The 26,512-nt window shown below is 71.5% G+C and carries 20 protein-coding genes and 1 tRNA gene; 11 read left to right on the top strand and 10 right to left on the bottom strand.

Annotated elements, in window-relative coordinates; translation table 11 throughout:
- The first annotated feature begins 279 nt into the window (after window positions 1-279).
- Entirely contained in the window at window positions 280-642 is a 363-nt protein-coding gene (locus FLP23_RS03730) for a DoxX family protein (RefSeq protein WP_149324630.1), read from the top strand.
- On the opposite strand, the gene FLP23_RS03735 is transcribed toward FLP23_RS03730, so the two are convergent.
- On the bottom strand, window positions 635-1,363 hold the full coding sequence (locus FLP23_RS03735; protein WP_149324631.1) for an alpha/beta fold hydrolase: 729 nt from the start codon (window positions 1,361-1,363) through the stop codon (window positions 635-637). The two genes, FLP23_RS03730 and FLP23_RS03735, sit on opposite strands and share 8 nt — an antisense overlap.
- Window positions 1,364-1,607: 244 nt before the next feature.
- On the opposite strand from FLP23_RS03735, the gene FLP23_RS03740 reads away from it, so the two are divergent.
- Complete coding sequence (locus FLP23_RS03740) at window positions 1,608-1,994, top strand: DUF4177 domain-containing protein (RefSeq protein ID WP_149324632.1); 387 nt, start codon at window positions 1,608-1,610, stop codon at window positions 1,992-1,994.
- A gap of 69 nt (window positions 1,995-2,063) precedes the next feature.
- On the opposite strand, the gene FLP23_RS03745 is transcribed toward FLP23_RS03740, so the two are convergent.
- Window positions 2,064-2,153, bottom strand: a tRNA-Ser gene (locus FLP23_RS03745).
- 56 nt (window positions 2,154-2,209) lie between these two features.
- Complete coding sequence (locus tag FLP23_RS03750; RefSeq protein WP_210413943.1) at window positions 2,210-3,316, bottom strand: class I SAM-dependent methyltransferase; 1,107 nt, start codon at window positions 3,314-3,316, stop codon at window positions 2,210-2,212.
- A gap of 42 nt (window positions 3,317-3,358) precedes the next feature.
- On the opposite strand from FLP23_RS03750, the gene FLP23_RS03755 reads away from it, so the two are divergent.
- Complete coding sequence (locus FLP23_RS03755; protein WP_425468277.1) at window positions 3,359-4,294, top strand: LLM class flavin-dependent oxidoreductase; 936 nt, start codon at window positions 3,359-3,361, stop codon at window positions 4,292-4,294.
- A 75-nt stretch (window positions 4,295-4,369) separates the two neighbouring features.
- On the opposite strand, the gene FLP23_RS03760 is transcribed toward FLP23_RS03755, so the two are convergent.
- Window positions 4,370-5,266, bottom strand: coding sequence for an EamA family transporter (locus FLP23_RS03760; protein ID WP_149324634.1), 897 nt, complete (start codon window positions 5,264-5,266; stop codon window positions 4,370-4,372).
- A gap of 59 nt (window positions 5,267-5,325) precedes the next feature.
- Here FLP23_RS03760 and FLP23_RS03765 point away from each other — a divergent pair, with 59 nt between their 5' ends.
- Entirely contained in the window at window positions 5,326-5,862 is a 537-nt protein-coding gene (locus tag FLP23_RS03765) for a hypothetical protein (protein WP_149324635.1), read from the top strand.
- A 10-nt stretch (window positions 5,863-5,872) separates the two neighbouring features.
- Here the strand turns inward: FLP23_RS03765 and FLP23_RS03770 are convergent, their stop codons facing one another.
- Window positions 5,873-6,652: a DNA-formamidopyrimidine glycosylase family protein gene (locus tag FLP23_RS03770; protein ID WP_149324636.1), complete on the bottom strand. Its 780-nt coding sequence runs from the start codon at window positions 6,650-6,652 to the stop codon at window positions 5,873-5,875.
- Between the two features lie 29 nt (window positions 6,653-6,681).
- Window positions 6,682-11,511: an Lhr family helicase gene (locus FLP23_RS03775; RefSeq protein WP_149324637.1), complete on the bottom strand. Its 4,830-nt coding sequence runs from the start codon at window positions 11,509-11,511 to the stop codon at window positions 6,682-6,684.
- A gap of 46 nt (window positions 11,512-11,557) precedes the next feature.
- Between FLP23_RS03775 and FLP23_RS12600 the strand changes: the two genes are divergently transcribed.
- Both FLP23_RS12600 and FLP23_RS03785 read left to right on the top strand, forming a co-directional pair.
- Window positions 11,558-11,794 carry a response regulator transcription factor gene (locus tag FLP23_RS12600; RefSeq protein WP_425468281.1) on the top strand — a complete coding sequence of 79 codons (237 nt, stop codon included), beginning with the start codon at window positions 11,558-11,560 and terminating at the stop codon, window positions 11,792-11,794.
- Between the two features lie 22 nt (window positions 11,795-11,816).
- The gene (locus FLP23_RS03785; RefSeq protein WP_149324638.1) at window positions 11,817-12,437 is read left to right on the top strand and encodes a DUF2510 domain-containing protein; all 621 of its coding nucleotides are present in this window, start codon (window positions 11,817-11,819) and stop codon (window positions 12,435-12,437) included.
- Here FLP23_RS03785 and FLP23_RS03790 read toward each other — a convergent pair.
- On the bottom strand, window positions 12,421-13,059 hold the full coding sequence (locus tag FLP23_RS03790) for an alpha/beta hydrolase (protein ID WP_149324639.1): 639 nt from the start codon (window positions 13,057-13,059) through the stop codon (window positions 12,421-12,423). The genes FLP23_RS03785 and FLP23_RS03790 overlap by 17 nt on opposite strands.
- Window positions 13,060-13,243: 184 nt before the next feature.
- On the opposite strand from FLP23_RS03790, the gene FLP23_RS03795 reads away from it, so the two are divergent.
- On the top strand, window positions 13,244-13,807 hold the full coding sequence (locus tag FLP23_RS03795; protein WP_149324640.1) for an NUDIX hydrolase family protein: 564 nt from the start codon (window positions 13,244-13,246) through the stop codon (window positions 13,805-13,807).
- 124 nt (window positions 13,808-13,931) lie between these two features.
- Here FLP23_RS03795 and FLP23_RS03800 read toward each other — a convergent pair whose 3' ends face one another.
- On the bottom strand, window positions 13,932-15,455 hold the full coding sequence (locus tag FLP23_RS03800; protein ID WP_149324641.1) for a DEAD/DEAH box helicase: 1,524 nt from the start codon (window positions 15,453-15,455) through the stop codon (window positions 13,932-13,934).
- 235 nt (window positions 15,456-15,690) lie between these two features.
- Between FLP23_RS03800 and FLP23_RS03805 the strand changes: the two genes are divergently transcribed.
- Window positions 15,691-16,158 (top strand): 2-phosphosulfolactate phosphatase, encoded by a 468-nt coding sequence (locus FLP23_RS03805; RefSeq protein ID WP_149324642.1) that lies wholly within the window; start codon window positions 15,691-15,693, stop codon window positions 16,156-16,158.
- Here FLP23_RS03805 and FLP23_RS03810 read toward each other — a convergent pair.
- Window positions 16,139-16,585, bottom strand: coding sequence for a SprT-like domain-containing protein (locus FLP23_RS03810; protein WP_149324643.1), 447 nt, complete (start codon window positions 16,583-16,585; stop codon window positions 16,139-16,141). The two genes, FLP23_RS03805 and FLP23_RS03810, sit on opposite strands and share 20 nt — an antisense overlap.
- A 100-nt stretch (window positions 16,586-16,685) precedes the next feature.
- The gene (locus tag FLP23_RS03815) at window positions 16,686-17,510 is read right to left on the bottom strand and encodes a spermidine synthase (protein ID WP_149326176.1); all 825 of its coding nucleotides are present in this window, start codon (window positions 17,508-17,510) and stop codon (window positions 16,686-16,688) included.
- 182 nt (window positions 17,511-17,692) lie between these two features.
- Between FLP23_RS03815 and FLP23_RS03820 the strand changes: the two genes are divergently transcribed.
- The 3 genes from FLP23_RS03820 (at window position 17,693) to rpoC (ending at window position 26,365) form a co-directional block, all read left to right on the top strand.
- Window positions 17,693-18,451: a head GIN domain-containing protein gene (locus tag FLP23_RS03820; protein WP_149324644.1), complete on the top strand. Its 759-nt coding sequence runs from the start codon at window positions 17,693-17,695 to the stop codon at window positions 18,449-18,451.
- Window positions 18,452-18,959: 508 nt separating this feature from the next.
- Complete coding sequence (gene rpoB / locus FLP23_RS03825) at window positions 18,960-22,439, top strand: DNA-directed RNA polymerase subunit beta (protein ID WP_149324645.1); 3,480 nt, start codon at window positions 18,960-18,962, stop codon at window positions 22,437-22,439.
- A gap of 50 nt (window positions 22,440-22,489) precedes the next feature.
- Complete coding sequence (gene rpoC / locus FLP23_RS03830) at window positions 22,490-26,365, top strand: DNA-directed RNA polymerase subunit beta' (protein ID WP_149324646.1); 3,876 nt, start codon at window positions 22,490-22,492, stop codon at window positions 26,363-26,365.
- Window positions 26,366-26,512 lie beyond the last annotated feature (147 nt).

Genomic DNA, 26,512 nt, shown 5'->3' on the forward strand with positions numbered 1-26,512 from the left:
GTTGCACTCCTTCGTGCGGTTGTGTGATGACGGGTCCCCCTGGACGCCTTCTCCCGCTGCCCCGAGCGGCGATGGCTGTAAACGTTTACTTCCCACGGCGCAGTGAATCGGTGTCACGCGTTCGGGGGGTACCCCTGTAGCCGACAGTCTGCCGCGGTCGGCGAAACACGTCAAGGGTGAGCCCGAAACTTTCGATCGCGATCGTCATGCCAGCGAAGACCGCCCCCCATCGCGCAGGATGGATCCCACCGACCACCACCGACCGCCGTCAGGAGCCCCATGGTCATCGCCTATTGGATCGTCGCCGGCATCACCGCCGCGCTGTTCCTCGCCGCGGGCATCATCAAGCTCGTCCGCCCGAAGGATGCGCTCGCCACGACGATGCGTTGGGTGGAGGACTTCTCCCAGCCCCAGGTGCGCCTGATCGCGGCCGCCGAGGTGCTGGGCGCGCTCGGACTCGTGCTGCCCATCGCGACCGGCATCGTCCCGATCCTCGCGCCGATCGCCGCCGTGGCGCTCGCGGTGCTCATGGTCGGCGCCGCCGTCACCCACCTGCGACGGCATGAACCGCCGATCCCGCTCGTGCTCCTCGCACTCGCGACGGCGAGCGCCGTGCTCGGGTTCCTGCTCGTGTTCAGCTGATCGCGGCAACCGCCGCCTGGATCGCCGCCAAGGTGGCGCCCGGGTTCGAGATCATCGAGACGTGCGAGGCGTCCACCTCGCTGATCGTGGCACCGGCCCGCTCGGCCAGCCGTCGCTGCACGTCGATCGGGATCACGAGGTCGGCCGTGCCGAGCACCGCCCAGCTGGGGATCGTCTTCCACGCGGGCGGACCCGAGGGCGTCACGTTCGCGATGAACGACGCAGGGCGCTGCCCGGCCACGATGAGCAGGCGGTCGGCCTCGGGCAGATCCTGAGCGAAGAAGCTGTGCACGGTGTCGGGCGTGAGGAAGGCCTCGGCGACCCCCTCCGGCGCGCCCGGGTAGCCGGCGACATCGAGCACAGTCGTCGGGTCCGCGACGGCGAGCGCGGAGGTGGAGCCCTCGAGGATGCCGACCACCGTCTCGCCCTCATCGGGGATGAACGCGTCCACGTACACGAGCGCCTTCACCTCACCGCCCTGCGCGCCGGCGTTGGTGATCACGAAACCGCCGTAGGAGTGCCCGACGAGCACCACGGGGCCATGGGTGCGCTGGGCGAGGAACGACGCGATGTAGGCGGAGTCGGAGGCGACGCCGCGCAGTTCGTTGGGCGGGGCCAGCACGGTGAACCCCTCCGCCTGGAGGGGGGCGATGATCGCGTTCCAACTGGACGCGTCGGCCCAGGCTCCGTGGACGAGGACGATCGTGGGCTTGTCAGACATGATGCTTCCCTTCCTTCACACGCCGGGGGGCGCTTTCGCGGTGCAGGGTTCGGGTTGGGCGTCATCTGGGCGCTCTGCCGCCACCCTAGGGCGGCGCCGCGTACGGGCACCAGGGGCGGGGGATGAACAATGCGCCGCGCGAACCCCGAAACCCGCGCGCGCAACCTCGCCGCCCCGCTCCCCGTTGGTACCGTGACCCCTCGACGGGCCGGCTCGCGGCTCGCATGACGGAGACGAGGCTCCCGTGGCGAACGCCCAAGCAGGTTGGTACGACGACGGATCGGGACGGCAGCGGTGGTGGGACGGCCAGACCTGGACGGATCGCTGGCAGGACCCGGAACCCGTGAACAGCCCCGCCGCGCTCGTCGAGCACATCAAGGCCGACGCGGTCTCCGGCGCGCAGCCCCGGCCCGGCGCGACGGGCGCGAACTACGTGGTGCTGCAGGTGATCCTCAAGGAGAAGCTGTGGGGCACCGGTTCCGGCAACCTCACCGAGCTCGAGAAGGCGATCAACGCCCAGGCCTCGCTGGGCTACCGCCTGCACACGATCACGACCGCGGCGTCCGGCAGCAAGGGCATCGGCGGCGGTGACCGCATCCAGGCGACGCTCGTCTTCGAGCGGCTGAGCTGATCGGTCCCGCCGGAACCGGCACGGACACGCCGAAAACGGAAGAAGCCCTGATGATCAGGGCTTCTTCTCTGGCGGTACCGGTGGGATTTGAACCCACGGATGGCTTGCACCATCACATGTTTTCGAGACATGCTCCTTCGGCCGCTCGGACACGGTACCGCCGAGAAGTCTAACGGACGCGGGCGGGTGCTCGGGACGGCCTCCGCATCCCGCGTTCACCGCCGGCGGGACGCCGTCACCGTGAACTTCGGCGTGCGCGCGAGCTGCCGGGTCGGGCCGACCAGCCGCTCGAGCACGGGGCGATATGCGAGGTGCGAGTTCCACACCACCCGCAGCTCGCCGCCGGGCCGCAGTACGCGGGCGGCGTCCGCGAACAGGCGGTGGGCGATCTCGGTGGTCACCGCGGCGCCGGCGTGGAACGGGGGGTTCAGCACCACGAGATCGGCGCTCGCGGCGGGCTCCGCGGAGAGTCCGTCGTCGTGGCGGGTCTCCACCTCGACGCCGTTCGCCTCCGCGGTCAGCCGCGCCGACTCGACGGCGATCGCCGAGACGTCGCACGCCAGGATGCTCGCGCCGGGGGTGCGGCGGGCGAGCTCCGCCGCGACGACGCCGGTGCCGCAGGCGAGGTCGATCGCGCGGGCGAACGGCGGCAGCTGGTCGAAGGTCGCGAGCAGCGCGCGGGTGCCGATGTCGAGGGCGGCGCCCGCGAAGACGCCGGGGACGGCGACCACCTGGATGCCGTCGACGGCGGCGCGCATCGGCTCGGCGGGACGGACCCGCCTCGGGTTCCGCGCCACGACGATCCGCGACTTTCCCCGCGCGAGCGTCGCCTCGACCCGGGCGAAGCCCGCCTCGAGCACCGCGTTCTGGGTCGGGGTCATGTGCTTGATGCGGTTGCCGGCGAGCAGCACGAGTCGAGGGCCGGCGTTCGCGGCGACCGCCCGGGCGACCGCGTCGAGCCGCTCGAGCGAACGCGGCATCCGCAGCAGCACGAGCGAGGTGCGCGCGGTCACGACCGCCTCGAGGGGATGCTGCTCGCCCGCGGCGCGACCGGTCCGCGCCGCGTTGGCGGCGAGCGCCCGACGCGCGACGATCGAGTCCTGGTGCACCCGCACGATCCCGGCGCCGAGCAGCCCCGCGCCGAGGGTCAGCGCTCCGTGGGTGTCGTCGATCACCGCGACCTCGCCGGCGAGCGCATCGGAGAACTCGGCGGTCGCGTAGTCGAGCAGATAGCGGTCGGCCGCGTCCCAGGCCCGCAGCTCGCCATCGCCCACATCCGGCGCGCGCGTCAGCGCGTCCAGCAGCGCGTCGAGCTCGGTCACTCCTCGACGCTAGCGGTCGGACAAGCAGGCCGAATCGGCACCTTGCGGGCTCGGCGGCCCGTTCTGGGTCGATCCGCCCTGCTTTCCCGACAGGATGGGGGCATGAGCACCAGCGTCGGCGTCGTCTTCACCCCTGCCCGTCCCCCCGAGCTGATCCGGGAGTTCGTCGTCGAGGCGGAGGCGCTCGGCTTCGACGAGGTGCTGTTCTTCGAGGACTGCTTCCGCGAGTCGGGTCTGGCCGCCGCCACCGCGACCCTCGCCTGGACGCAGCGCATCCGCGTCGGCATCGGCGTGCTGCCGATCCCGTTCCGCAACGTCGCCCTGCTCGCGATGGAGGTCGCGACCGTCGAGCGGCTCTTCCCGGGCCGCCTGCATCTGGGCGTCGGCCACGGCGTCCAACGCTGGATGGATCAGGTGGGTGAGCGCGTCGCCTCGCCCCTCACCCTCATGCGGGAGTACGTCACCGCGCTGCGGGCGCTGCTCGCCGGGGAGTCGGTCACGGTCGACGGCCGCTATGTCCGGCTCGACGGGGTGCGGCTCGACTGGCCGCCCGCGGCGCCGGTCGCCGTGCACGCCGCGGGCGAGGGGCCGAAGACGCTCAGCCTCACGGGCGAGGTCGCCGACGGCACCCTGCTCACCAACGGCGTCTCGCCCGGGATGGCGGCAGAGGGTGTGGCGCTCGCGCGCGCCGGTCGCGCCTCCGCCGGACGCGAGGGCGAGCATCCCGTGAGCATCCTCGTGATGACCGCGTTCGGTGACGGCGCCCAGGGGCGGCTCGCCGCCGAGCTCGACGCCTGGGGTTACACGGGTGAGCGCGCCACAGGCGTCGCGGGCTCGGTGGCGGAGGTCGCCGAGCAGCTGCGGGCCTGGGTCGATGCGGGCGTCGGCAATCTGCTGCTGCAGCCCCTCGACGACGAGACCGACCTGCCCGGCTTCCTGCGCTCCTGCGCCGAGGTGGCGGCGCTCCTGCGCGCCTGACCCCCGCGCTTGGTGCGGTTTCGGCTGGATGGCACGCGCGAAAGCGCGCCATCCAGCCGAAACCGCACCAACTGCCTAGGTGAGACGCTCGGCGGTCTGCTCCAGCTCGGAGGCGGGCGCGGGTCGCTGGGTCGCGATCGCGGTGCCGGCGGCGGCGCACACGAGCACGATCGCGAGCAGCTGCACCGGACCCAGGCGTTCGCCGAGCACGATCCAGCCGAACACGGCCGCCACCACCGGCCCGAACGAGGTGATGATCGCGTAGAGGCGCGGCGTGATCCGCCGCAGGATGAAGGTGTCGAGCGCGTAGGGGAGCGCCGACGCGAGCACGCCGATCGCGAGCAGGAGGCCCACGACCGGCCACGAGAAGTCCGCGTTCGCGATCCCGGCGACGGCGAGCGGCAGGATGAGCGCGAGGCTCACGATGCTGCCCACCGTGAGGCCTTCGAGGCCGGGCAACCTCAGAGCCACCCGCCGGGTGAGCAGGATGTACGCCGCCCAGGTGGCCGCCGCGATGAGCGCGAACACGATGCCCCAGGCGTCGATCCGCCCCTCGAGTCCGGTGAGCAGCACCACGCCGACCGCCGCCACGAGCACGCACGCCACGTCCAGCAGTCGCCGCGAGGTCGCGAGCGCGAGCACGAGCGGACCCAGGAACTCGACCGTCGCCGCGATGCCGAGCCCCAGCAGGTGCACCGCCTCATAGAAGCTCAGGTTCATGACCGCGAGCACCACGCCGAGCGCGACCGCGGGCCACAGTCGCCGCCAGCCGAGCAGTTCGCGGCGCGGCCGGTAGAACGGCAGCAGCACGACGACCATCACGAGCTGCCGCGCGGCCACCACGATGGGCGAGCCGACGAACGGGATCGCGACCCCCGCGAGAGCCGATCCGAAGTTGATCGACACCTCGGTTCCCACTTGCGTGGCGGCGCCGACGAGGGTGCGACGCGAGGATCCCGGGGCGCCGCTCATCCCCCCATTCTGTCGCGATTGCCGAACGCTCCGCGGCGCCTGCCGCTTATGCTCGTGGCATGGCCGAGACGATCGATCCGAGGTTCGACCCCGCCTTCCAGCGCGGCTACAGCGGCACCGTCACGACCGGTTCGCGCGCCGAAGCCGCCGCCCGCCGCTCGGCGCCGTACGTGGCGAGCGCGCTGCAGCGTCCCAGTTCCGACCCGCCGCCCGCCGAGCGGCAGCGCGTCGCCGAGCAGGTGCCGCCCCCACCGCCCGCCCCGGACGCCGCGGTCGAGCAGCTCGCACCCGTCGTCGTGCAGGTGCCCGAGCAGACGCTGCGCGCCCCCTGGACCAACCCCTTCGTGGTGGCCGTGACGGTGCTCGGGATCGGCGTGCTGTCGTTCGGGGTGTGGCTCATACAGGAGACCTTCCGGATGTTCGAGGAGGACAACGGCTTCGGCTCGCAGATGGACTACTGGCTCATGCAGTCGACGCTGTTCTCGGGCCCCGTCGCGATCGCCGTCGGCGTCGCCATCCTCGCGGGTGTGCTGTTCCTCTGCGCCGGCTACTGGGCCCGCCGCCCGCGCGTCGCCCCGACCCCGCTCGAGGACTGACCGCCCCCGCTCAGCGCTGGCACGCCGGGCACCAGGTGACGACCCGCTCCTCGCCGCTGCGCCGTCCGAGGCGACCGGTCTCGAGGAGCGTGCCGCAGCGCAGGCACGGCTGACCGCCCCGCCCGTACACCCAGGTGCGGCGGCCCGGCCGCAGGTCGCCCGTGGTGGTGCGCGTCCAGCGGTCGCGGTTGGCGTGCAGCATCCGGTGCGCGAGACCCGCGAGTGCGGGCACGTCCTCGACGGTGCCCATCGGGCGCGTCGGCAGCACCCCGCGCACGTAGCAGAGCTCGTTCGCGTAGATGTTGCCGATCCCGGCAAGGTTGCGCTGGTCGAGCAGCGCGACGAACACCGGGATCGCGGGGTCGGCGGCCAGGCGACGTGCCGCCTCGTCCGCATCCCAGCTCGTGCCGAGCGGATCGGGGCCGAGGTGACCCACCGCGCGCCACTCGTCGCCGATGGGCAGCACTTCGAGGATCCCCAGATCGAACCCCACCGACTGCGTCTCGCCCACGGTCAGCACCGCGCGCGCCTGGAAGCCGGCGCGCGACCAGCGCTCCCCGCGGCGGAACAGCCGCCAGTCGCCGTCCATCTTGAGGTGCGAGTGCACCGTGAACTCGCCCACCCGGTGCAGCAGGTGCTTCCCGCGGGCGACCACCTCGCGCACCGTCTCGCCGGCGAGGTCGACGGTGGCGAACCCGGGCACGCGGAACTCGGATGCCGTGAGGGTGCGCCCGGCGAGCGCATCATGCTGCTGCCGGGCGATCCGGTAGACGGTGTCACCCTCGGGCATGTCGGCACGCTACTCCAGGCGGCGGTCGCTCACCGGAGCCGGAGCCCCTGGGGGGTGGGCACGAAGCCCGCACGGATGAGCGCCTCGCCGAGCGGGGTGCCGACGGCGAAGACGCCGTCGATGCGCTCGATCCGGAGGCGGGCGCCCGCCCCGCGCACCGTGGCGACGAGGGATGCGGCGGCCGCGTCGGCCGCCTGCTCGGCATCCGGCTCGAGGAAGCCGAGCACCGTCTTGCCGCCCTTCTCGACGTAGAGCGCGAGCTCGCCGTCGACGAGCACGACGAGCGCGCCCGCCTTGCGGCCGGGGCGGTGTGATCTCGATACGCGGGCTGCGCCCGCTACTCGATCAGCGGGGGTGGCGAGTCCTGCGCCTGCGGCTCGATCGGCGGGTGTATCGAGATCACCCGGTGCCGGCCACCCGAGCGCCGCCCCGTACGGGTTCGCCGGATCGGTCGCTCCGAGCGTGACCGCCACCGGCGGCGTCTTCTCGTCGCGATCGCTGTGGAACGCGCGCAGCCGGTCGACGGTCGCCGGCGTCGCGAACTGGGCCGCGCCGAGCTCGTCCACGAAGTAGCCGCGGCGCACCCGCCCGGTCTCCTCGAGCGAGCTGAGCACCTTGTAGACGAGCGCGAAGCCGCCCTCCACGCCTTCGGCCTGCACGGCGCCCCGGGTGACCACGCCGTACCGTTCGAGCAGCTGCTCGGCGAGCGCCGTCGCCCGGGCGGTGGGTGCGGCATCCGGATGCGGCAGCAGGCTCCAGCGGCCGGCCACGGTCGGCGCGCCGGAGCTGGGAGCGAAGGCCATATCCGGCCTTCGTCGCGCCGCGAGCGCCGAGGCGCGTCTCGAGCCTCGGACCGCGCGCTGAGTTCGAACGCGCGGCGTCGCGCCGAGCCGTGCCCGCAGCGCCGTGAAGGTGTCGCCCGTGACGCGCCCCGCCCAGACCAACTCCCAGAGGGCATCGGCGAGCTCCGTGTCGGAGACGGGATCCGCGTCCGGCTCCGCGGCCGCCGCCAGCTGCCGGAAGAAGTAGCCGCCCCCGCCCGCGAGCGCCGCGAGCACCCGCTCGTGCAGCGGACTCGGCTCGATCGCGAGCGGCGCGGGCAGGGTGAGCGGTGCCGCATCCGCGAGGTGCAGGCTCACCCAGCCGTCGCCGCCCGGGAGCTCGCCGCGGCCGGCCCAGATCACCTCGCCCGCTCCCATGAGCTCGTCGAGCATTCCGGGGCTGTAGTCGCGCACCCGGCTCGGCAGGACGAGGCTCTCCCAGCTGCTGGCGGGCAGGGGAAGGCCCGCGAGCTGGTCGATCACGCTCACGAGGCCGTCGATGCCGCTGCGGTGCGACGACCCGACGTGCTGCCAGTCCGGCAGGAACCGGCCCAGTGCCGCCTGCGGCACGGGCTCCACCTCGGCCCTCAGCGCTGCGAGCGACCTCGCCCGCAGTCGCCGGAGCACCTCGGGGTCGACCCATTCGAGGCCGGTCGCACCGGGACGGAACTCGCCCTCCACGGCCCGGCGGTCGGCGGCGAGCCGGCGCAGCGCATCCGTCACGACCGCGACGCCGAGACCGAGCCGGGACGCCGCATCCGCCGCCGTGAACGGGCCGTGCGTGCGCGAGTAGCGACTCACGAGGTCGCCGACCGGGTCGGCGACCGGTTCGAGGAAGGCGCTCGGGACCCCGATGGGGAGGGGCACGCCGAGCGCGTCCCGCAGGCGCGCGGCGTCTTCGACGACCGCCCAACGTTCGACACCCGCGAGCTGCACGCGCAGCACGCGGTTCGCGCGCGCGAGCTCCGTCAACAGCTCAGCTGGTTGAGGAGCGCCGCCCGCAAGGCGACGCGTCTCGAAACCAGTCCCCTCGATGGTGTGGTCTCGAGACGCGTCCGGCTGCGCCGGGCGCTCCTCGACCACCTCGGTGCGAGGCGTGTACCTCTCCCCCACCTCCTCCACCGACAACGGTCCCAGCACCCGCAGCAGGTCGACGATGCCCTCGGCATCGCGCGCGTGCCGTTCGGGCACGAGCCGCTGCAGCTCGGCCTCGGTCTGCGCGATCACCGCGGGGTCGAGCAGCTCCCGCAGCTCGGCGCGCCCCAGCAGTTCGGCGAGCAGCGCCGGGTCGAGCGAGAGCGCGGCCGCCCGGCGCTCGGCGAGCGGCGAGTCGCCCTCGTACAGGAACGCGGCCACGTACCCGAACAGCAGGGTGCGCGCGAAGGGCGAGGGCGCATCCGTCTCCACCTCGACGAGCCGCACCCGCCGGGTCGACAGCTCGGTCGCGAGCTCGCGCAGCGCGGGCAGGTCGTAGACGTCCTGCAGCACCTCGCGCACCGTCTCGAGGATGATCGGGAAGCTCGGATACTTGCGTGCCACCTCGAGCAGTTGGGCCGAGCGCTGCCGCTGCTGCCAGAGCGGCGAGCGGCGGCCGGGGTTGCGCCGCGGCAGCAGGAGGGCGCGTGCCGCCGACTCGCGGAAGCGGGCGGCGAACAGCGCCGAACCCCCCACCTCGTCCGTCACGAGCTGTTCGAGCTCGTCCGGCTCGAAGGCGAACAGCTCGGCGCCGGGCGGGTCGGCATCCGTCTCGGGCAGCCGCACCACGATGCCGTCGTCGCCCGCCATGGCCGAGCCGTCGACGCCGAGGCGCTCCCGGATGCGGGCCGCCACCGCGAGCGCCCACGGCGCGTGCACCGGCATGCCGTACGGGGAATGCAGCACGAGCCGCCAGTCGCCGAGCTCGTCGCGGAACCGCTCCACGAGCAGGGTGCGGTCGCTCGGCACGACGCCCGTCGCGGCCTTCTGCTCGGCGACGAAGGCGAGCAGGTTGCGGGCGGCGCGCTCGTCGAGCCCACTGCTCTCCAGCCGTTCCGTGCTCGCCGTGCCGGATGCCAACTCCGCCTGGAACGCCCCGATCGCGCGCCCCAGCTCGGCCGGCCGCCCCAGTCCGTCGCCCTTCCAGAACGGCACCCGCCCGGGTTGGCCGAACGCGGGAGCGACGAGCACGCGATCCGAGGTGATCTCCTCGATGCGCCAGCTGGTCGCGCCGAGCGCGAACACGTCGCCCACGCGCGACTCGTAGACCATCTCCTCGTCGAGCTCGCCGACTCGGCGGGCACCCTCCTCGCCGCCCACGATGAAGACGCCGAACATGCCGCGGTCGGGGATCGTGCCACCGCTCGTGACCGCGAGCCGTTGCGCTCCCGGGCGCCCGGTGATCGTGCCGGCCACGCGATCCCACACGATGCGGGGCCGCAGCTCGGCGAACTCGTCGGAGGGATACCGCCCGGCCAGCAGGTCGAGGGTCGCGTCGTACGCCGACCGCGGCAGCGTCGCGAACGGCGCCGAACGCCTGACGGTGTCGAACCACTCCTCCACGTCGAGGCTGTCGAGGGCGACCGCCGCGACCGTCTGCTGGGCGAGGATGTCGAGCGGATTCTGCGGCACCGCGATCGCCTCGATGAGGCCCTCGCGCATCCGCTCGGTCACGATCGCGGTGTGCAGCAGGTCGGCGCGGTGCTTCGGGAACAGCACGCCCTTCGAGATCTCGCCCACCTGGTGACCGGCGCGCCCCACGCGCTGCAGGGCGCTCGCAACGGAGGGCGGCGACTCCACCTGGATGACGAGGTCGACCGCGCCCATGTCGATTCCGAGCTCGAGCGAGCTCGTCGCGACCACGCAGCGCAGGCGCCCCGACTTGAGGTCGTCCTCGATCTGGGCGCGCTGCTCCTTCGACACGCTCCCGTGGTGGGCGCGCGCGAGGATGGATTCCGCGCCCGAGGTCTGGCCGGATTGGCCGATCATCTGGGCGGGGAATGCCCCCCTCTGAGGTGATAGAGGAGCGCCGCCGGAGGCGACGCGTCTCGAAATCGCCGGTTCGAGTTCCGCATCCGGTGGCCTCGAGACGCGTTCGGCTTCGCCGAGCGCTCCTCGCCCACCTTCGGTCAGCGCCTCCCCATACAGTTCGTTCATCGACGCCGTCAGCCGCTCCGCGAGTCGTCGCGAGTTCGCGAACACGATCGTGGAGCGGTGCCGCAGCACCTCGTCGACGATCGCCCGGTCGACGTGCGGCCAGATGGAGCCGCCCGACGCCAGCGCCTTCTCGCCCCCCTCGAGCTCGGTAGCCGTCGCTTTCGCGCCGAGCTCCGTCATGTCCTCCACGGGCACCACGACCCGGAGCTCGAAGGTCTTCTCAATGGGCGGCGCGACGATCTCGACGCGCTCGCGCCCGCCCAGGAACCGCGCCACCTCCTCGAGCGGCCGCACCGTCGCCGACAGTCCGATGCGTTGCGCGGGCTTCGGCAGCAGCGCGTCGAGCCGTTCGAGCGACACCGCGAGGTGCGCCCCCCGCTTGGTGGCGGCGACGGCGTGGATCTCGTCCACGATGACCGTCTCGACCCCGGCGAGGGTGTCGCGTGCGGCGCTCGTGAGCATGAGGAACAGCGACTCGGGGGTCGTGATGAGGATGTCGGGCGGCTCCCGCAGCAGCAGGCGGCGGTCGGATGCGGGGGTGTCGCCCGAGCGCACCCCCACCGTGATCGCGGGCGGGGTGAGCCCGAGGCGCTTCGCGGTCTGGGTGATGCCGACGAGCGGCGAACGCAGGTTGCGCTCCACATCCACCCCGAGCGCCTTGAGTGGCGAGATGTAGAGCACCCGCGTTCTCCGCCGCGGGTCGGCGGGCTCGGCCGTCAGCAGCCGGTCGAGCGACCACAGGAATGCGGAGAGCGTCTTGCCCGACCCCGTCGGCGCCACCACAAGCGCGTGCCGTCCCGAGGCGATCGCCTCCCACGCCCCCGCCTGGGCGGCGGTCGGCTGCGGGAAGGCCCCGTCGAACCACTCGCGCGTCGCAGGCGAGAACCTCTCGAGCGCGGCGTCCATCCCCCCATCTTCGTCCCCACCCCCGACCTGCGCCCCGAGCGCCGTCATCCCCGAGAGGTACCCGGCCCCGCGCAGACACCCCGGGCGAGGGCCGTGCGGCACCCGCGCGGTTTCGTCGCGTCGAGACGAACCCCACGACAGCAACGCCGAGCTCGCCGAGCGCTTCGTGCTCTCGGAGGCGACCGTGAAGGCGCACGTCGCCCGCGTGCTCGGCGAGCTCGGCCTCCGCGACCGCGTGCAGGCGGCCGTGCTGGCCTACGAAACGGGGGTCGTGGGCCGCTGACCGCGCCTCCTACGATGGCCGCATGACGGGGGCGTTCGAGGCGGCGGGATGGCGGGACGACCCCGCCGATCCCGCCCGGCAGCGCTGGTGGGACGGCTTCGACTGGACCGAGCACACGCGCCTCGCCCCCATCGTCGACAACCCCGCCGGGCGGCGGCCGATCGGGCGGGAGCCGATCGTGTTCGCGCGCCGCGACCGCACCGCCGTGCTCGGCTGGATCGGCTGGTCGCCGCTCTGGATCGGCGCCGCGCCGTACCTGCTGTGGCTCATCTCGGCCAACGTGCAGGCGCGCCCGCAGGCGGCCGGCTGGATCCCGGTGACCTTCCTGCTCGGCTGGGCGGCGCTCCTGCTGCTGGCCCACCGCGACCGCCGGGAGCTGCAGGCGCTCGGCTGGATCGGCACCCCGAACCCGCGGTGGGCGCTGCTCGGTTCGCTGCCCTACCTGATCGCCCGGCGGCGGGCCCTGCACCGCGATGACGGCGACGCGGAGGGCACCGACACCTCGCTCTTCGCGACCACCGCGGTCGTGCTCGCGATCGCGGGGGCGGCGCTCGTGCTGTGGATGGGTCCGCAGCTCATCGGCATGGCGATCGAGGTGGTCGGCGACCAGTTCCGTCAGCGCACGATCACGCCTGGGCCCTGAGGAACGCGTCCACGTCGCGCAGCATCTCGTCCGACACCGTATGACCGACCCCCGGGTAGACGGCGCTCGTGAGGGTGGTGTGGAAGGGCAGCCAGGCATCCGAACGCTGGACGAGTGCCGGGGTGAACAGCGGATCGCCGCCGCCGCGCCCCCAGAAGGCAGGCGGTCGCTCGGCGGCGAGCCGTGCGTCCCCCGGCTGCTCGCCGCGGATCAGGAAGCCGGCCATGCTCACCGCGAAGGAGACGACCCCGCCGCCCCGCCGCAGCAGGTGGGTTGCGAGGGCGCCCCCCTGCGAGAAGCCGAGCGCCCCGACCCGCGGCGGCACCCACGGCAGGGCGGCCAGCCACTCGAGCACGGCATCCGTCGCCGGATCGACGGTCGCGGGATCCGGGTCGCCCGGGCGCGTGGGATCGCCGTCGAACCAGGCGAAGCCGACGTTCCAGGCCCGCGGTGCGCGCAGCGAGGCGTACACGAAGCCGCTCGGCAGGTAGGGGAACAGGGCGGCCAGGTCGCGCTCATGCGAGCCGCGCCCGTGCAGCACGATCACGAGCGGGCGCTCGCGCCGCGCATCCGCCTCCGCGCTCCACACCACCAGCTCAGGGTCGATCGACAACTCCGTCACGCATCCATCGTGCACCCGCTGCGCCCCTCCCTTCCCCCTCTCCCACCCCAGAAATGCAGGAGACTCCGCGGCTGCGGCCTGTTGCTGCGGGAATCCGCGGGCGGCAGCCTCCGTTTCTCCTGCATTTCTGGGGTGGGAGGGACGGATGCGGTGAGCCGCCGGCGCGGTGCGCCACAATGAAGCCATGAGCACCGTGGGCGCCGGCATCCCCGAACCTCCGCGCGACGAGCCGAACTCCGCGTGGCTCAGCGACGACGAGCTGGAGTGGGTGCGCGGCCGCATCCCCCTGCTGTACGTCGAGGCGGTGCCGGTACGGGTCGACGGGCTCGGCGTCGTCAGCCAGGTGGGCGTGCTGCTGCGCGCGAACGCCGCCGGCGAGATCACCCGAACGCTCGTCTCCGGGCGCGTGATGTACGGCGAGACGATCCGGGATGCGCTGTTCCGCCACCTCGAGAAGGACCTCGGGCCGATGGCGTTCCCGCAACTGCCGACGAGTCCCGTGCCGTTCCATGTGGCGGAGTACTTCCCCATCCCGGGGCTCTCCGCCTACGTCGACGACCGCCAGCACGCGGTGTCGCTCGCCTTCGTGGTGCCCGTGACGGGCACCTGCGAGCCGCGCCAGGACGCCCTGGAGCTCACCTGGGTGACGCCGGGCGAGGCGTCGTCGGCGAGCTTCCACGACGAGCTCGAGGGCGGCCGCGGCACCCTGCTGCGTGCCGCGCTCGCCTCGGTCGGCGTGCTGGGCTGACCGGCCCGGGTCAAGGCCCGACGCATGGCGCGGTTTCGGCTGGATGGCGCGGTTGTGCCGGTGCCATCCAGCCGAAACCGCGCCATCCCGGAGTGCGCGGCGCGCGTCCCGAGTATCTCGATGCTCAGCCGGCGGGGCGGTTGACCCGGCGCCCGCCGGTGCGGGGGTTGCCCGTGGTGGGGGTGCTCGTCGTGTAGCGCGTGGGCTGCGCGGAGCGGCCGGATCCCGACTGCCCGCCGCGCGCCGACTGCCCGGAACGTGTGGACTGCCCGCCGCGGGTCGCCGCCGAGCTGCCGGCGGACTGGCCGCCCCGCGCCGGGCGCCCCGAGCGGTCGGCGCGCGGGCGCTCGCCCTGACGCTGCTGGCCGCCGGCGCGATCCTCGCGGGCCGCACGCTTGCGCTGCGCGTTGGCGCCCTGGCTGCGTCCGCCGCCCTGCTGCTGCACGGTCGCACGCGGCTCGGGCTTCACGTAGGCGGCGACCTCGCCGACGAGGCTCGTGACGGCCGCGGCATCCGCGGTCACCTTCTGCGGCGTCGCGACGATGCCGGCCTTGCGCATGAGCTGCGCCACGTCCTTCTCCTGCGCGGGCAGCACGACCGTGACGACGTCGCCCTCCGACCCGGCACGGGCGGTGCGGCCCGAGCGGTGCAGGTAGGCCTTGTGCTCCATGGGCGGGTCGACGTGCACGACGAGCTCCACGTCGTCCACGTGCACGCCGCGCGCGGCGACATCGGTGGCGACGAGCACGCGCACCGAGCCGTCGGCGAAGGCCGCCAGGTTGCGGTCGCGCTGCGGCTGCGAGAGGTTGCCGTGCAGGTCGACGGCCGGGATGCCCGACGCGGTGAGCTGCTGGGCGAGCTTCTTGGCGTGGTGCTTGGTGCGCATGAACAGGATGCGGCGGCCGCGCCCCGAGGCGAGCGCCTGCACGAGCTGCTTCTTGGTCTCCACGTCGGCGGTGCCGAACACGTGGTGGGTCATCTTGACCGGCGGCTGGTCGATCTCGTTGACCGAGTGCATGACCGGGTTCTCGAGGAAGCGGTTGACGAGCTTGTCGACCCCGTTGTCGAGGGTCGCCGAGAACAGCATCCGCTGGCCGCCGGCCGGGGTGGCCGCGAGGATGCGGGTGACGCCGGGCAGGAAGCCCAGGTCGGCCATGTGGTCGGCCTCGTCGATGACGGTGATCTCGATCGCGTCGAGGCGCACGAGCCGCTGGCCCATGAGGTCCTCGAGGCGTCCGGGGCAGGCGACGACGATGTCGACGCCGGCCTTGAGCGCCGCGACCTGACGGTTCTGCGAGACGCCGCCGTAGATGGTGGTGACGGTGAGGCCGTAGGCGTCGGCGAGGGGTTCGACGGTCGCCGCGATCTGGGTGGCGAGCTCGCGGGTGGGGGCGAGGATGAGCGCGAGCGGCAGGCCCGAGCGGCGTCCGCCGCCGGCGAGCTGCGTGCCGAGGCGCGCCACGAGCGGCAGCGCGAAGGCGATGGTCTTGCCCGAGCCGGTGCGGCCGCGGCCGAGCACGTCGCGCCCGGCGAGCGTGTCGGGCAGCGTGTCGACCTGGATCGGGAACGCCTCGGTCTTGCCGTCGGCGGCGAGCACGGCGACGAGGGGGGCGGGCACGCCGAGCGCGCCGAAGGTGGGGGAGGTCATGGGTGTTTCTTTCGGGTGGTCGCGCGCGCAGCTGCACACGCGGAAGGGCGAGCGTGCCGGTCGGCACGTCGGTTCGCCGTGAAGGAATGTCAGCGCCGGATCCGGTGACGGTTCGGGCTACGAGGGAAGCGTTCGACGACGCGGGCGCGCAGTTGCGCCGCGTCCAGGCTAGCGGGTTTCCCCGCATGACGCGGTTTCTCGGGGCGGATGCTCAGCCGCGGTTACCCTCGAGGGCATGTCCGATGCGCGTACGCAGAGCAGCTACCAGGTTCGTTTCGAGTGGGGCGCCGAGGGCGCGCTCGCGGTGGAGCCGGGCGTGCACGCGATCGTCTGGGTCGACGAGCTCGGCACCGAGGAGCTCCCGCCGGTGTCGGCGGAGCTCGTGACGGGCGCTCTGCACAACGCTGCAGCGTTGGGCCGGTGGTCGCTCGAGCGGCAGGCGGAGCTCGGCGGGCGGTTCGTGGTCGCGGTGGTCGCGGCGGGCGCCCGGCAGCCGGACGGCTCGCTGCGGTTCGCGGTCGAGGATCTGCTGGCGGCCGGGGCCGTCATCGACGCGATCGCCGAGCTCGGCATCGATCACCAGTCACCCGAGGCGGCGGCTGCGGCATCCGCCTACACGGGCCTGCGCAATGCGACCCGGCATCTCGTGTCGGCGTCGGTCTCGGCCCGCGAGCTGCGTGAGGCTACCGCCGCGTCCAGGTGATCCGCAGCTCCGGGTCGAATCGCCGCGAGCACACCCCGCACGAGGTGGGCCGGGTGGGGCGCCGGTAGCGGTAGCTGACGTGCCCGTTCGGGCAGTGCCCGACCCAGGGTGCGAGCTCGTTCGGCACCGGCCCGTCGTGCGTGCGGCCGCCTTCGTAGCCGAGCTCGTCGGCGACCGACTTCCAGCGCGGTCCGTGGCCGGCTCTCGGCCCCGCGATGGCGTGCGCCACCTCGTGCAGCAGCACCTGGTGGATCTCGTCGTCGTCGGAGCGCTGGGCGATGTACCGCGACACCGAGATGCGTTTCGCGGTGAAGTTGCACAGCCCCGCCCGGGTCTTCGCGTTGTCGAAGGCGAAGCTCCAGGAGTCGTCGAGGTGCAGGCGGATGAGGGCATCGGCCCAGGTGCGCACGCGGGGGAGCTCGGCCATCAGCCCCGCCGCAGGGGCTCGAGTCGCACCCGGAGGATGCGGCGGGCGGTCGAGGGCATGTCCCCATTCCAGCACCGACCCCCGCGATCGGCTCGAGCGCTCAGCGTTTCGGCGGGATCTGGAACACCCCACGACCCGGGGGAGGGGAGGCGACGGCCGTCGCATCGGTCACGATCGGCGCGCCGGCGATCCAGTCCCGCAGCCCCGCCCCGTGCACGAGCTGCGCGGGATGCGGGCCGCTCGCGAGCAGCCGCGGCATCCAGTCGAGCGGCAGCGGCGCGGGTGAGGCGACGAGCACGAAGTTGCCGAAGCGGCGGCCCTTGAGCACCTGCGCCTCGCCGAGCACCGCGACATCCGCGAACACCATCCCGAGGGTCGCCGCCTGCCCGCGGGCGAAGGCGGCGCCGGCGCCGTCGGCGATGTTGGCCAGCAGCACGCCGCCGGGTGCGAGGAACGCCGCGCACTCCCGGTAGAACTCGACGCTCGTCACGTGGGCGGGCGTGCGGGCTCCCGCGAACACGTCGACCACGAGCAGCTCGACCGCGCCGCGCAGTCCGCTCGGCAGCCGCCCCAGCACCTCGCGCGCGTCGCCGTAGCGCACCCGGATGGAGGCGTCGCGCGGCAGGGGCAGTTCGCGTCGCACCAGCTCGACCAGCTCCGGTTCGAGCTCGATCACCTGCTGGCGCGATCCGGGCCGCGTGGCGGCGATGTAGCGCGGGATGGTGAGGGCGCCCGCGCCGAGGTGAAGGGCGGTGATCGGCTCGCCCGGCTCGCCGAGCTGGTCGATCACATGGCCCATGCGCGCGATGTACTCGAAGAACAGCCGCGTCGGGTCGTCGAGGTCGACGTGCGACTGCGGGGTGCCGTCGACGACGAGCTCGAAGGCGCCGGGGGTGAACCGGTCGGGGCGCACCTCGGCGCGCATGCCGTTCGAGAGCCTCACGCCCGCCGCATCCTCCACGTGCACATTCTGCCCGCCGGATGGCCGACGTCCGCGTGCTGCCCCGCCGCGCGACTCGGGGGGATGCCCCCACCTGTTCGGGGGCCAGCCCCCTGCCGACGCGCGGCGCGCGTTCCTAGCGTCGAAGCGACAACGAAGGAGCCCCCATGAACACCACCACTCGCGGCCGCCGCGGCCGCCGCATCGCTCTCGCCGCCGGCGTCGGCGTCGTCGGCGCCACCCTGCTGGCCGGCTGTCTGCCCGTCCCCCGCATCGCCTTCCCCCCGGAGGCGCTCGGCGAGCTCGCGACCGAGCAGCACGCCGTGTCGGACGAGGTGCACGCGCTGCGCCTCGAGACCGGCGGCTCCGTGGACGTCGTGCTCGGCGACGAGCCGGGCCTCACGATCCGCGGCCCGCAGGGCATCCTCGATCGGCTGACGGTGGACGAGTCGAACGGCACCCTCGTGCTCGGCAGCACGGGCGGCGCCGGATGGCTGGGCGAGCTGCTGCGCTACACGCTCACCGTCACCTCGCTCGACACGGTCGAGCTCTCCGGTTCGGGCGATGTGCGCGCCGACCTCTCCGCGGCCGACGTCGTGACGATCCGCGTCGACGGCTCGGGCGACGTCACGGGCACGGGCGTCGCGGCGGACAGCGTCGACGTGGAGCTCTCGGGCTCGGGCGACGTACGCCTGGCAGGCCAGGCCGACACCGCCACCCTGCGGGTCTCCGGCTCGGGAGACCTCTCCGCCGGAGCTCTGCGTCTGGTGGACGCGCTGGCCGAGGTCGACGGCTCCGGCGACCTCACCGTCCACGCGAGCGGCGAGCTCGACGCCTCCGTCTCCGGCAGCGGCGACATCCTGGTGCGCGGCAACCCCCGTGTGACCCGCGAGATCTCGGGCTCCGGCGACATCGTCGGCGCCTGAGCCGCGCTGCCCCCGGTCCCCGCATCCCGCCCCCCGGCATCCCGCCCCCCGGCATCCCGCCCCCCGGCGTGCCGGCCCGATGCTCCCGGCGCCTCCCAAATCAAGGAGTCCGGCAACCCGAATCAAGGAGTTGGCGTGACGGATGTGACGGGTGTGACGGATGTGCCCGATTTGCCGCCTCGACTCCTTGATTTGGGATCCCGGACTCCTTGATTTGGGAAGCCGGACTCCGCGGTGAGGGCGGCCCGAGGCCGCCGCGGGCGCGCCGGATCGCGGGTTATAGACCTGCCGGGAACGGATGTCAAGGAATAAGTAGACACGGCGCGTCGTTGGGGCCTATAGTTGTTCTTTGCGCTCCCCCACCCTCGTGCCCTCATATCGCGGTCGGCCGAGGTGTGTCGTGAGACGGGATCCGAAAATGGTGGCGGATCCCCTCACGAGGCTGTGGGCGCCTCTCACCTGACCGACACGAACGGGGACCGACGGGTCTCACGGAGGTTGTTTCCCTTTGGCTGCTGCGCGCTCCGCATCCAGTAAGAATTCCCCCAAGAACGGCCGTGCAGCTTCGCGGCTCTCGTTCGCCAAGATCACCGACACCCTCACGGTTCCGGATCTTCTGGCGCTCCAGACCGAGAGCTTCGACTGGCTCGTCGGCAACGAGGCGTGGAAGGCACGGATCGCGGGCGACCCGACCGCATCCACCACGACGGGCCTCGACGAGATCTTCGAGGAGATCAGCCCCATCGAGGACCTCGGCGAGACGATGCAGCTGTCGTTCTCCCAGCCGGAGCTCGAGGAGCCCAAGTACTCCATCGAGGAGTGCAAGGAGCGCGGCAAGACCTTCGCCGCGCCGCTCTACGTGAACGCCGAGTTCATGAACCACATGACCGGCGAGATCAAGACCCAGACGGTCTTCATGGGCGACTTCCCGCTCATGACCGAGAAGGGCACCTTCATCATCAACGGCACCGAGCGCGTCGTCGTGTCGCAGCTCGTCCGCAGCCCCGGCGTGTACTTCGAGCGCACGCAGGAGAAGACCTCCGACAAGGACATCTTCTCGGCGCGCGTCATCCCGAGCCGCGGCGCGTGGCTCGAGTTCGAGATCGACAAGCGCGACCAGGTGGGCGTGCGCATCGACCGCAAGCGCAAGCAGTCGGTCACCGTGTTCCTCAAGGCCCTCGGCCTCACGAGCGAAGAGATCCTCGCCGCCTTCCCCGGCTACGAGTCGATCGCCTCCACCCTCGAGAAGGACGCCATCCTCACCAAGGAGGAGGCGCTCAAGGACATCTACCGCAAGCTCCGTCCGGGCGAGCAGGTCGCCGCCGAGGCCGCCCGCGCGCTGCTGGACAACTTCTACTTCAACCCGAAGCGCTACGACCTCGCCAAGGTGGGTCGCTACAAGATCAACCGCAAGCTCGGCCTCGACGCCCCGCTCAGCGACTCGGTGCTCACGATCGACGACATCATCGCGACGATCAAGTACCTCGTGGCGCTGCACGCCGGCGAGACCACGCTCCCGGGTGTGCGCGACGGCAAGAAGATCGAGTTCCGCCTCGACACCGACGACATCGACCACTTCGGCAACCGTCGCATCCGCGCGGTGGGCGAGCTCATCCAGAACCAGGTGCGCACCGGCCTCAGCCGCATGGAGCGCGTCGTGCGCGAGCGCATGACCACCCAGGACATCGAGGCCATCACGCCGCAGACGCTCATCAACGTGCGTCCCGTCGTGGCCGCGATCAAGGAGTTCTTCGGCACCAGCCAGCTCTCCCAGTTCATGGACCAGAACAACCCGCTCGCGGGCCTCACGCACAAGCGCCGCCTCTCGGCCCTCGGCCCCGGCGGCCTCAGCCGTGAGCGCGCCGGCGTCGAGGTGCGCGACGTGCACCCGAGCCACTACGGCCGCATGTGCCCGATCGAGACCCCGGAAGGCCCGAACATCGGCCTCATCGGCTCGCTCGCGTCCTTCGCCCGCATCAACTCCTTCGGCTTCATCGAGACCCCGTACCGCCGGGTCTCGAACGGCAAGGTGTCGAGCACGATCGACTACCTGACCGCTTCCGAGGAGGACGACTTCGTCGTCGCCCAGGCGAACGCGCCGCTGGACGCCACGGGCAAGTTCGCCGAGGCGAAGGTGCTCGTCCGCAAGAAGGGCGGCGAGGTCGAGCTCGTCGACGCCGACCAGGTGGACTACATGGACGTCTCGCCGCGCCAGATGGTGTCGGTCGCGACCTCGCTCATCCCGTTCCTCGAGCACGACGACGCCAACCGCGCCCTCATGGGTGCCAACATGCAGCGTCAGGCCGTTCCGCTGCTGCGTTCCGAGTCGCCGCTCGTCGGCACCGGCATGGAGGGCTTCGCGGCCATCGACGCCGGGGACGTGGTCATCGCCGAGAAGTCCGGTGTCGTCGCCGAGGTGTCGGCGGATGTCGTGAGCGTGCAGCTCGACGAGGGCGGCACGCAGGAGTACTACCTGCGCAAGTTCGACCGCTCGAACCAGGGCACGAGCTACAACCACCGCGTGCTCGTCAACCAGGGCGACCGCGTCGAGGCGGGCGAGGTCATCGCCGACGGCCCGGCGACCGAGAACGGCGAGCTCGCGCTCGGCAAGAACCTGCTCGTGGCGTTCATGCCGTGGGAGGGTCACAACTTCGAGGACGCCATCATCCTGAGCCAGAACCTGGTGAAGGACGACACGTTGAGCTCGATCCACATCGAGGAGTACGAGGTCGACGCGCGCGACACCAAGCTCGGCAAGGAGGAGATCACCCGCGATCTCCCCAACGTGAGCCCGGAACTGCTCGCCGACCTGGACGAGCGCGGCATCATCCGCATCGGCGCCGAGGTGCGCCCCGGCGACATCCTCGTCGGCAAGGTCACCCCGAAGGGCGAGACCGAGCTCTCGGCGGAGGAGCGCCTGCTGCGCGCGATCTTCAACGAGAAGAGCCGCGAGGTGCGCGACACGAGCCTCAAGGTGCCCCACGGCGAGGAGGGCACCGTCATCGGTGTCAAGGTGTTCGACGCCCAGGACGGCGACGACGAGCTCGGCTCGGGCGTCAACCAGCGCGTCGTGGTGTTCATCGCCCAGAAGCGCAAGATCACCGCGGGCGACAAGCTCGCCGGTCGTCACGGCAACAAGGGCGTCATCTCGAAGATCCTGCCCGTCGAGGACATGCCGTTCCTCGCGGACGGCACCCCGGTCGACGTGATCCTCAACCCGCTCGGCATCCCCGGCCGCATGAACTTCGGCCAGGTGCTGGAGACCCACCTCGGATGGGTCGCCAAGCAGGGCTGGAAGGTCGACGGTTCGCCGAAGTGGGCGGCGCGTCTGCCCAAGGAGGCCCACGAGGCCGCCCCGAACACCAAGGTCGCGACCCCGGTGTTCGACGGCGCGCTCGAGGAGGAGATCGAGGGTCTGCTCGACTCGACCACCCCGAACCGCGACGGCGTGCGGATGATCGACCACACCGGCAAGACGGTGCTGTTCGACGGCCGCTCGGGCGAGCCCTTCCCGGAGCCCATCTCGGTCGGCTACATGTACATCCTGAAGCTGCACCACCTCGTGGACGACAAGATCCACGCGCGGAGCACCGGCCCGTACTCGATGATCACCCAGCAGCCGCTCGGTGGGAAGGCGCAGTTCGGCGGCCAGCGCTTCGGTGAGATGGAGGTGTGGGCGCTCGAGGCCTACGGGGCCGCGTACGCGCTGCAGGAGCTCCTGACGATCAAGTCCGACGACATCCTGGGCCGCGTGAAGGTCTACGAGGCGATCGTCAAGGGCGAGAACATCCAGGAGCCCGGCATCCCGGAGAGCTTCAAGGTGCTCATCAAGGAGATGCAGTCGCTGTGCCTGAACGTCGAGGTGCTCGGCGCCGACGGCACCGCCCTCAGCCTCAAGGACACGGATGACGAGGTCTTCCGCGCCGCCGAGGAGCTGGGCATCAACATCTCCACCCGCTTCGAGTCGTCGTCGATCGACGACATCTGAGCCGGGCCACCCACAGGATTTCGAACGACGAGCGAGAGAGAACACATTCAGTGATCGACGCAACCACTTTCGATCAGCTTCGGATCGGCCTGGCGACGAGCGCGGACATCCGCGCCTGGAGCTACGGCGAGGTCAAGAAGCCCGAGACCATCAACTACCGCACCCTCAAGCCCGAGAAGGACGGTCTGTTCGGTGAGCAGATCTTCGGACCCTCCCGCGACTGGGAGTGCTCCTGCGGCAAGTACAAGCGCGTGCGCTTCAAGGGCATCGTCTGCGAGCGCTGCGGCGTGGAGGTCACCAAGAGCTCCGTCCGTCGCGAGCGCATGGGCCACATCGAGCTCGCCGCGCCCGTCACGCACATCTGGTACTTCAAGGGTGTGCCGAGCCGCCTCGGCTACCTCCTCGACATGGCGCCGAAGGACCTCGAGAAGGTCATCTACTTCGCCGCGTACATGGTCATCAACGTCGACGAGGACGGCCGCCACGCCGACCTCCCCGGCCTCGAGAACGAGCTCCGGCTCGAGGTGAAGGCGCTCGAGCAGCAGCGCGACAGCCGCATCAGCGACCGTCTCGTGCAGCTCGAGGCCGACCTCGCCGCGCTCGAGGAGGAGGGCGCCAAGGCCGACCAGAAGCGCAAGGTCAAGGACGCCTCCGACAAGGAGACCGGCCAGATCCGCAAGTCGTACGACGAGCAGATCGACCAGCTCGAGCGCGTGTGGGAGGCCTTCCGCACCCTCAAGGTCGGCGACCTGAAGGCGGAGGACTCGGTCTTCCACGAGCTGCAGGACCGTTACGGCCTGTACTTCGAGGCCTACATGGGTGCCGAGGCGATCCAGCGTCGCCTGCAGGCGTTCGACCTCGAGGCCGAGGCGGAGCTGCTGCACGACCAGATCGCGAATGGCAAGGGTCAGAAGAAGATCCGCGCCATCAAGCGTCTGCGGGTCGTGAACTCCTTCCTGCAGACCGGCAACTCGCCGGCCGCCATGGTGCTGGATGTCGTCCCGGTGATCCCGCCGGAGCTGCGCCCGATGGTGCAGCTCGACGGCGGCCGCTTCGCGACCAGCGACCTCAACGACCTCTACCGTCGCGTGATCAACCGCAACAACCGTCTGCGTCGTCTGCTCGACCTCGGGGCCCCCGAGATCATCGTCAACAACGAGAAGCGGATGCTGCAGGAGGCCGTCGACGCGCTGTTCGACAACGGCCGCCGCGGCCGCCCGGTCACCGGCACCGGCAACCGTGCGCTCAAGAGCCTGTCCGACATGCTCAAGGGCAAGCAGGGCCGGTTCCGTCAGAACCTGCTCGGCAAGCGCGTGGACTACTCGGGCCGTTCGGTCATCATCGTGGGTCCGCAGCTCAAGCTGCACCAGTGCGGTCTGCCGAAGCAGATGGCGCTCGAGCTGTTCAAGCCGTTCGTCATCAAGCGCCTCATCGACCTCTCGCACGCGCAGAACATCAAGGCTGCCAAGCGCATGGTCGAGCGTTCGCGCCCGCAGGTGTGGGATGTGCTCGAGGAGATCATCCGCGAGCGCCCCGTGCTGCTGAACCGCGCCCCCACCCTGCACCGTCTCGGCATCCAGGCGTTCGAGCCGCAGCTCGTGGAGGGCAAGGCCATCCAGCTGCACCCGCTCGTCTGCACCGCGTTCAACGCCGACTTCGACGGCGACCAGATGGCCGTGCACCTTCCCCTCTCGGTGGAGGCGCAGGCCGAGGCCCGCATCCTGATGCTCGCCTCGAACAACATCCTGAAGCCGTCGGACGGCCGCCCGGTCACCCTGCCCTCGCAGGACATGATCATCGGTCTGCACCACCTGACCACGGTCAAGGAGGGTGCCGTCGGCGAGGGTCGTGCGTTCTCGTCGATCTCCGAGGCGATCCTCGCCAAGGATGAGGGCACGCTCGACCTCAACGCGCTCGTCAAGATCCGTCTCGAGGGCGTGTACCTCGAGAACGCGGACGACGACTTCGTGCAGGGCTCGACGAAGGTGCTCCAGACCACGCTCGGCCGCGCGCTGTTCAACCAGGCGCTTCCGGTGGACTACTGGTACACCGAGGCCGTCGCCGACAAGGGCAAGATCTCCGCGATCGTCAACGACCTCGCGGAGCGCTACCCCAAGGTGGAGGTCGCCGCGGCGCTCGACCGCATCAAGGACGCCGGCTTCCACTGGGCCACCCGCTCGGGTGTCACCGTCGCCCTGTCGGACATCATCACGCCGAAGGACAAGCCCGCGATCGTGTCCAAGCACGAGAAGCAGGCCGCCAAGATCCAGGGCGAGTTCGACAAGGGTCTCATCGACGACGCCACGCGCCGCAAGGAGCTCATCGACATCTGGACGGAGGCGACCAACGAGATCGCCGCGTCGATGCAGGAGAGCTACCCGAAGGACAACAACATCTTCCGGATGGTGTCGTCGGGCGCCCGTGGTAACTGGCTGCAGGTGCGCAACATCTCGGGTATCCGCGGCCTCGTCGCGAACCCGAAGGGTGAGACCATCGCGCGTCCGATCATCTCGTCGTACCGCGAGGGCCTGTCGGTGGCGGAGTACTTCATCGCCACGCACGGTGCCCGTAAGGGCCTCGCCGACACGGCGCTGCGCACCGCGGACTCCGGCTACCTGACGCGTCGTCTCGTCGACGTCGCGCAGGATGTCATCATCCGCGAGGACGACTGCGGCACCTCGAAGGGTCTCGAGCTGCGCATCGCGGTCAAGGGCGCCGATGGCGTGCTGGTCCGCGACGAGAACGTCGAGAACTCGGTCTACGCCCGGTCGCTCGCCGAGGACGCCGTCGACGCCACGGGCGCCGTGGTGGCCGAGGCCGGCTCGGACGTCGGCGACGTGCTCATCGCGAAGCTCATCGCCGCGGGCGTCGAGACGGTCAAGGTGCGCTCCGTGCTCACCTGCGAGTCGGCGGTCGGCGTCTGCGCCGCCTGCTACGGCCGTTCGCTCGCGACCGGCAAGCTCGTGGACATCGGCGAGGCGGTCGGCATCATCGCCGCCCAGTCGATCGGCGAGCCCGGAACGCAGCTCACGATGCGTACCTTCCACCAGGGTGGTACCGCCGGTGCGGACGACATCACGCAGGGTCTGCCGCGCGTCACCGAGCTCTTCGAGGCTCGCACTCCGAAGGGCGCGAGCCCGATCGCGGAGGCCGCGGGTCGCATCGAGATCGAGGACACCGAGCGTCAGCGTCGCATCATCCTGACTCCCGACAACGGCGACGAGCCGCAGATCTACCCCGTGCTCAAGCGCGCCACCCTCCTCGTGGAGGACGGCCAGCACGTGGAGCTCGGTCAGCAGTTCGTGGTCGGCAACCTGGACCCGAAGGAGGTGCTGCGCGTGCAGGGCGTCCGCGCCGTGCAGCTGCACCTCGTCGACGGTGTGCAGGGCGTCTACCGCAGCCAGGGCGTGCCGATCCACGACAAGCACATCGAGGTCATCGTCCGTCAGATGCTGCGCAAGGTGACCGTCGTCGAGCACGGCGACACCGAGCTGCTGCCGGGTGAGCTCGTCGACCGTTCGCGGTACAACGAGATCAACCGTGCCGCGCTGACCGAGGGCAAGAAGACCGCCTCGGCGCGTCAGGAGGTCATGGGCATCACCAAGGCGTCGCTGGCGACCGAGTCGTGGCTGAGTGCCGCGTCGTTCCAGGAGACCACCCGCGTGCTCACGCAGGCGGCGATGGAGGGTCGCTCCGACCCGCTCGTCGGTCTCAAGGAGAACGTCATCATCGGTCAGCTCATCCCGGCCGGTACCGGTCTCTCGAAGTACCGCAACGTGTCGGTGGATGCCACGGAGGAGGCGAAGGCGGAGCGCTACCCGAACCGCATCTTCGCCGACGACTCGGCGTTCAGCGAGGCGGATCTGAGCTTCGTCGACTTCGACAGCTTCAGCTCGGACGACTTCCAGCCCGGCACCTACAACTGATCGCCCGGGTGGGTGGGCAGCTCGCGCCGCCCACCCACCCGCTGGTCGAGTACCGCGCAGCTTTCACCCGCGGTTCGCGCCGCGCAGCTACCCAACCCGCTGGTCGAGTAGCCGCGCAGCGGCGTATCGAGACCACACGAAGAAGGC

Origin of the sequence: Protaetiibacter larvae, assembly GCF_008365275.1 — a bacterium.
Classification (GTDB): Bacteria; Actinomycetota; Actinomycetes; order Actinomycetales; family Microbacteriaceae; genus Homoserinibacter; species Homoserinibacter larvae.

Bases quoted from the DNA above. Each gene is read 5' to 3' on its own strand.
- FLP23_RS03760 (WP_149324634.1), bottom strand. From the start codon at position 5,266: ATGAGCGGCGCCCCGGGATCCTCGCGTCGCACCCTCGTCGGCGCCGCC.
- FLP23_RS03800 (WP_149324641.1), bottom strand. From the start codon at position 15,455: ATGACCTCCCCCACCTTCGGCGCGCTCGGCGTGCCCGCCCCCCTCGTC.
- FLP23_RS03810 (WP_149324643.1), bottom strand. From the start codon at position 16,585: ATGGCCGAGCTCCCCCGCGTGCGCACCTGGGCCGATGCCCTCATCCGC.
- FLP23_RS03815 (WP_149326176.1), bottom strand. From the start codon at position 17,510: ATGCGCGCCGAGGTGCGCCCCGACCGGTTCACCCCCGGCGCCTTCGAG.
- FLP23_RS03765 (WP_149324635.1), top strand. From the start codon at position 5,326: ATGGCCGAGACGATCGATCCGAGGTTCGACCCCGCCTTCCAGCGCGGC.
- FLP23_RS03795 (WP_149324640.1), top strand. From the start codon at position 13,244: ATGAGCACCGTGGGCGCCGGCATCCCCGAACCTCCGCGCGACGAGCCG.
- FLP23_RS03820 (WP_149324644.1), top strand. From the start codon at position 17,693: ATGAACACCACCACTCGCGGCCGCCGCGGCCGCCGCATCGCTCTCGCC.
- FLP23_RS03730 (WP_149324630.1), top strand. From the start codon at position 280: ATGGTCATCGCCTATTGGATCGTCGCCGGCATCACCGCCGCGCTGTTC.
- FLP23_RS03770 (WP_149324636.1), bottom strand. From the start codon at position 6,652: ATGCCCGAGGGTGACACCGTCTACCGGATCGCCCGGCAGCAGCATGAT.
- FLP23_RS03775 (WP_149324637.1), bottom strand. From the start codon at position 11,511: ATGGACGCCGCGCTCGAGAGGTTCTCGCCTGCGACGCGCGAGTGGTTC.
- FLP23_RS03805 (WP_149324642.1), top strand. From the start codon at position 15,691: ATGTCCGATGCGCGTACGCAGAGCAGCTACCAGGTTCGTTTCGAGTGG.
- FLP23_RS03785 (WP_149324638.1), top strand. From the start codon at position 11,817: ATGACGGGGGCGTTCGAGGCGGCGGGATGGCGGGACGACCCCGCCGAT.
- FLP23_RS03735 (WP_149324631.1), bottom strand. From the start codon at position 1,363: ATGTCTGACAAGCCCACGATCGTCCTCGTCCACGGAGCCTGGGCCGAC.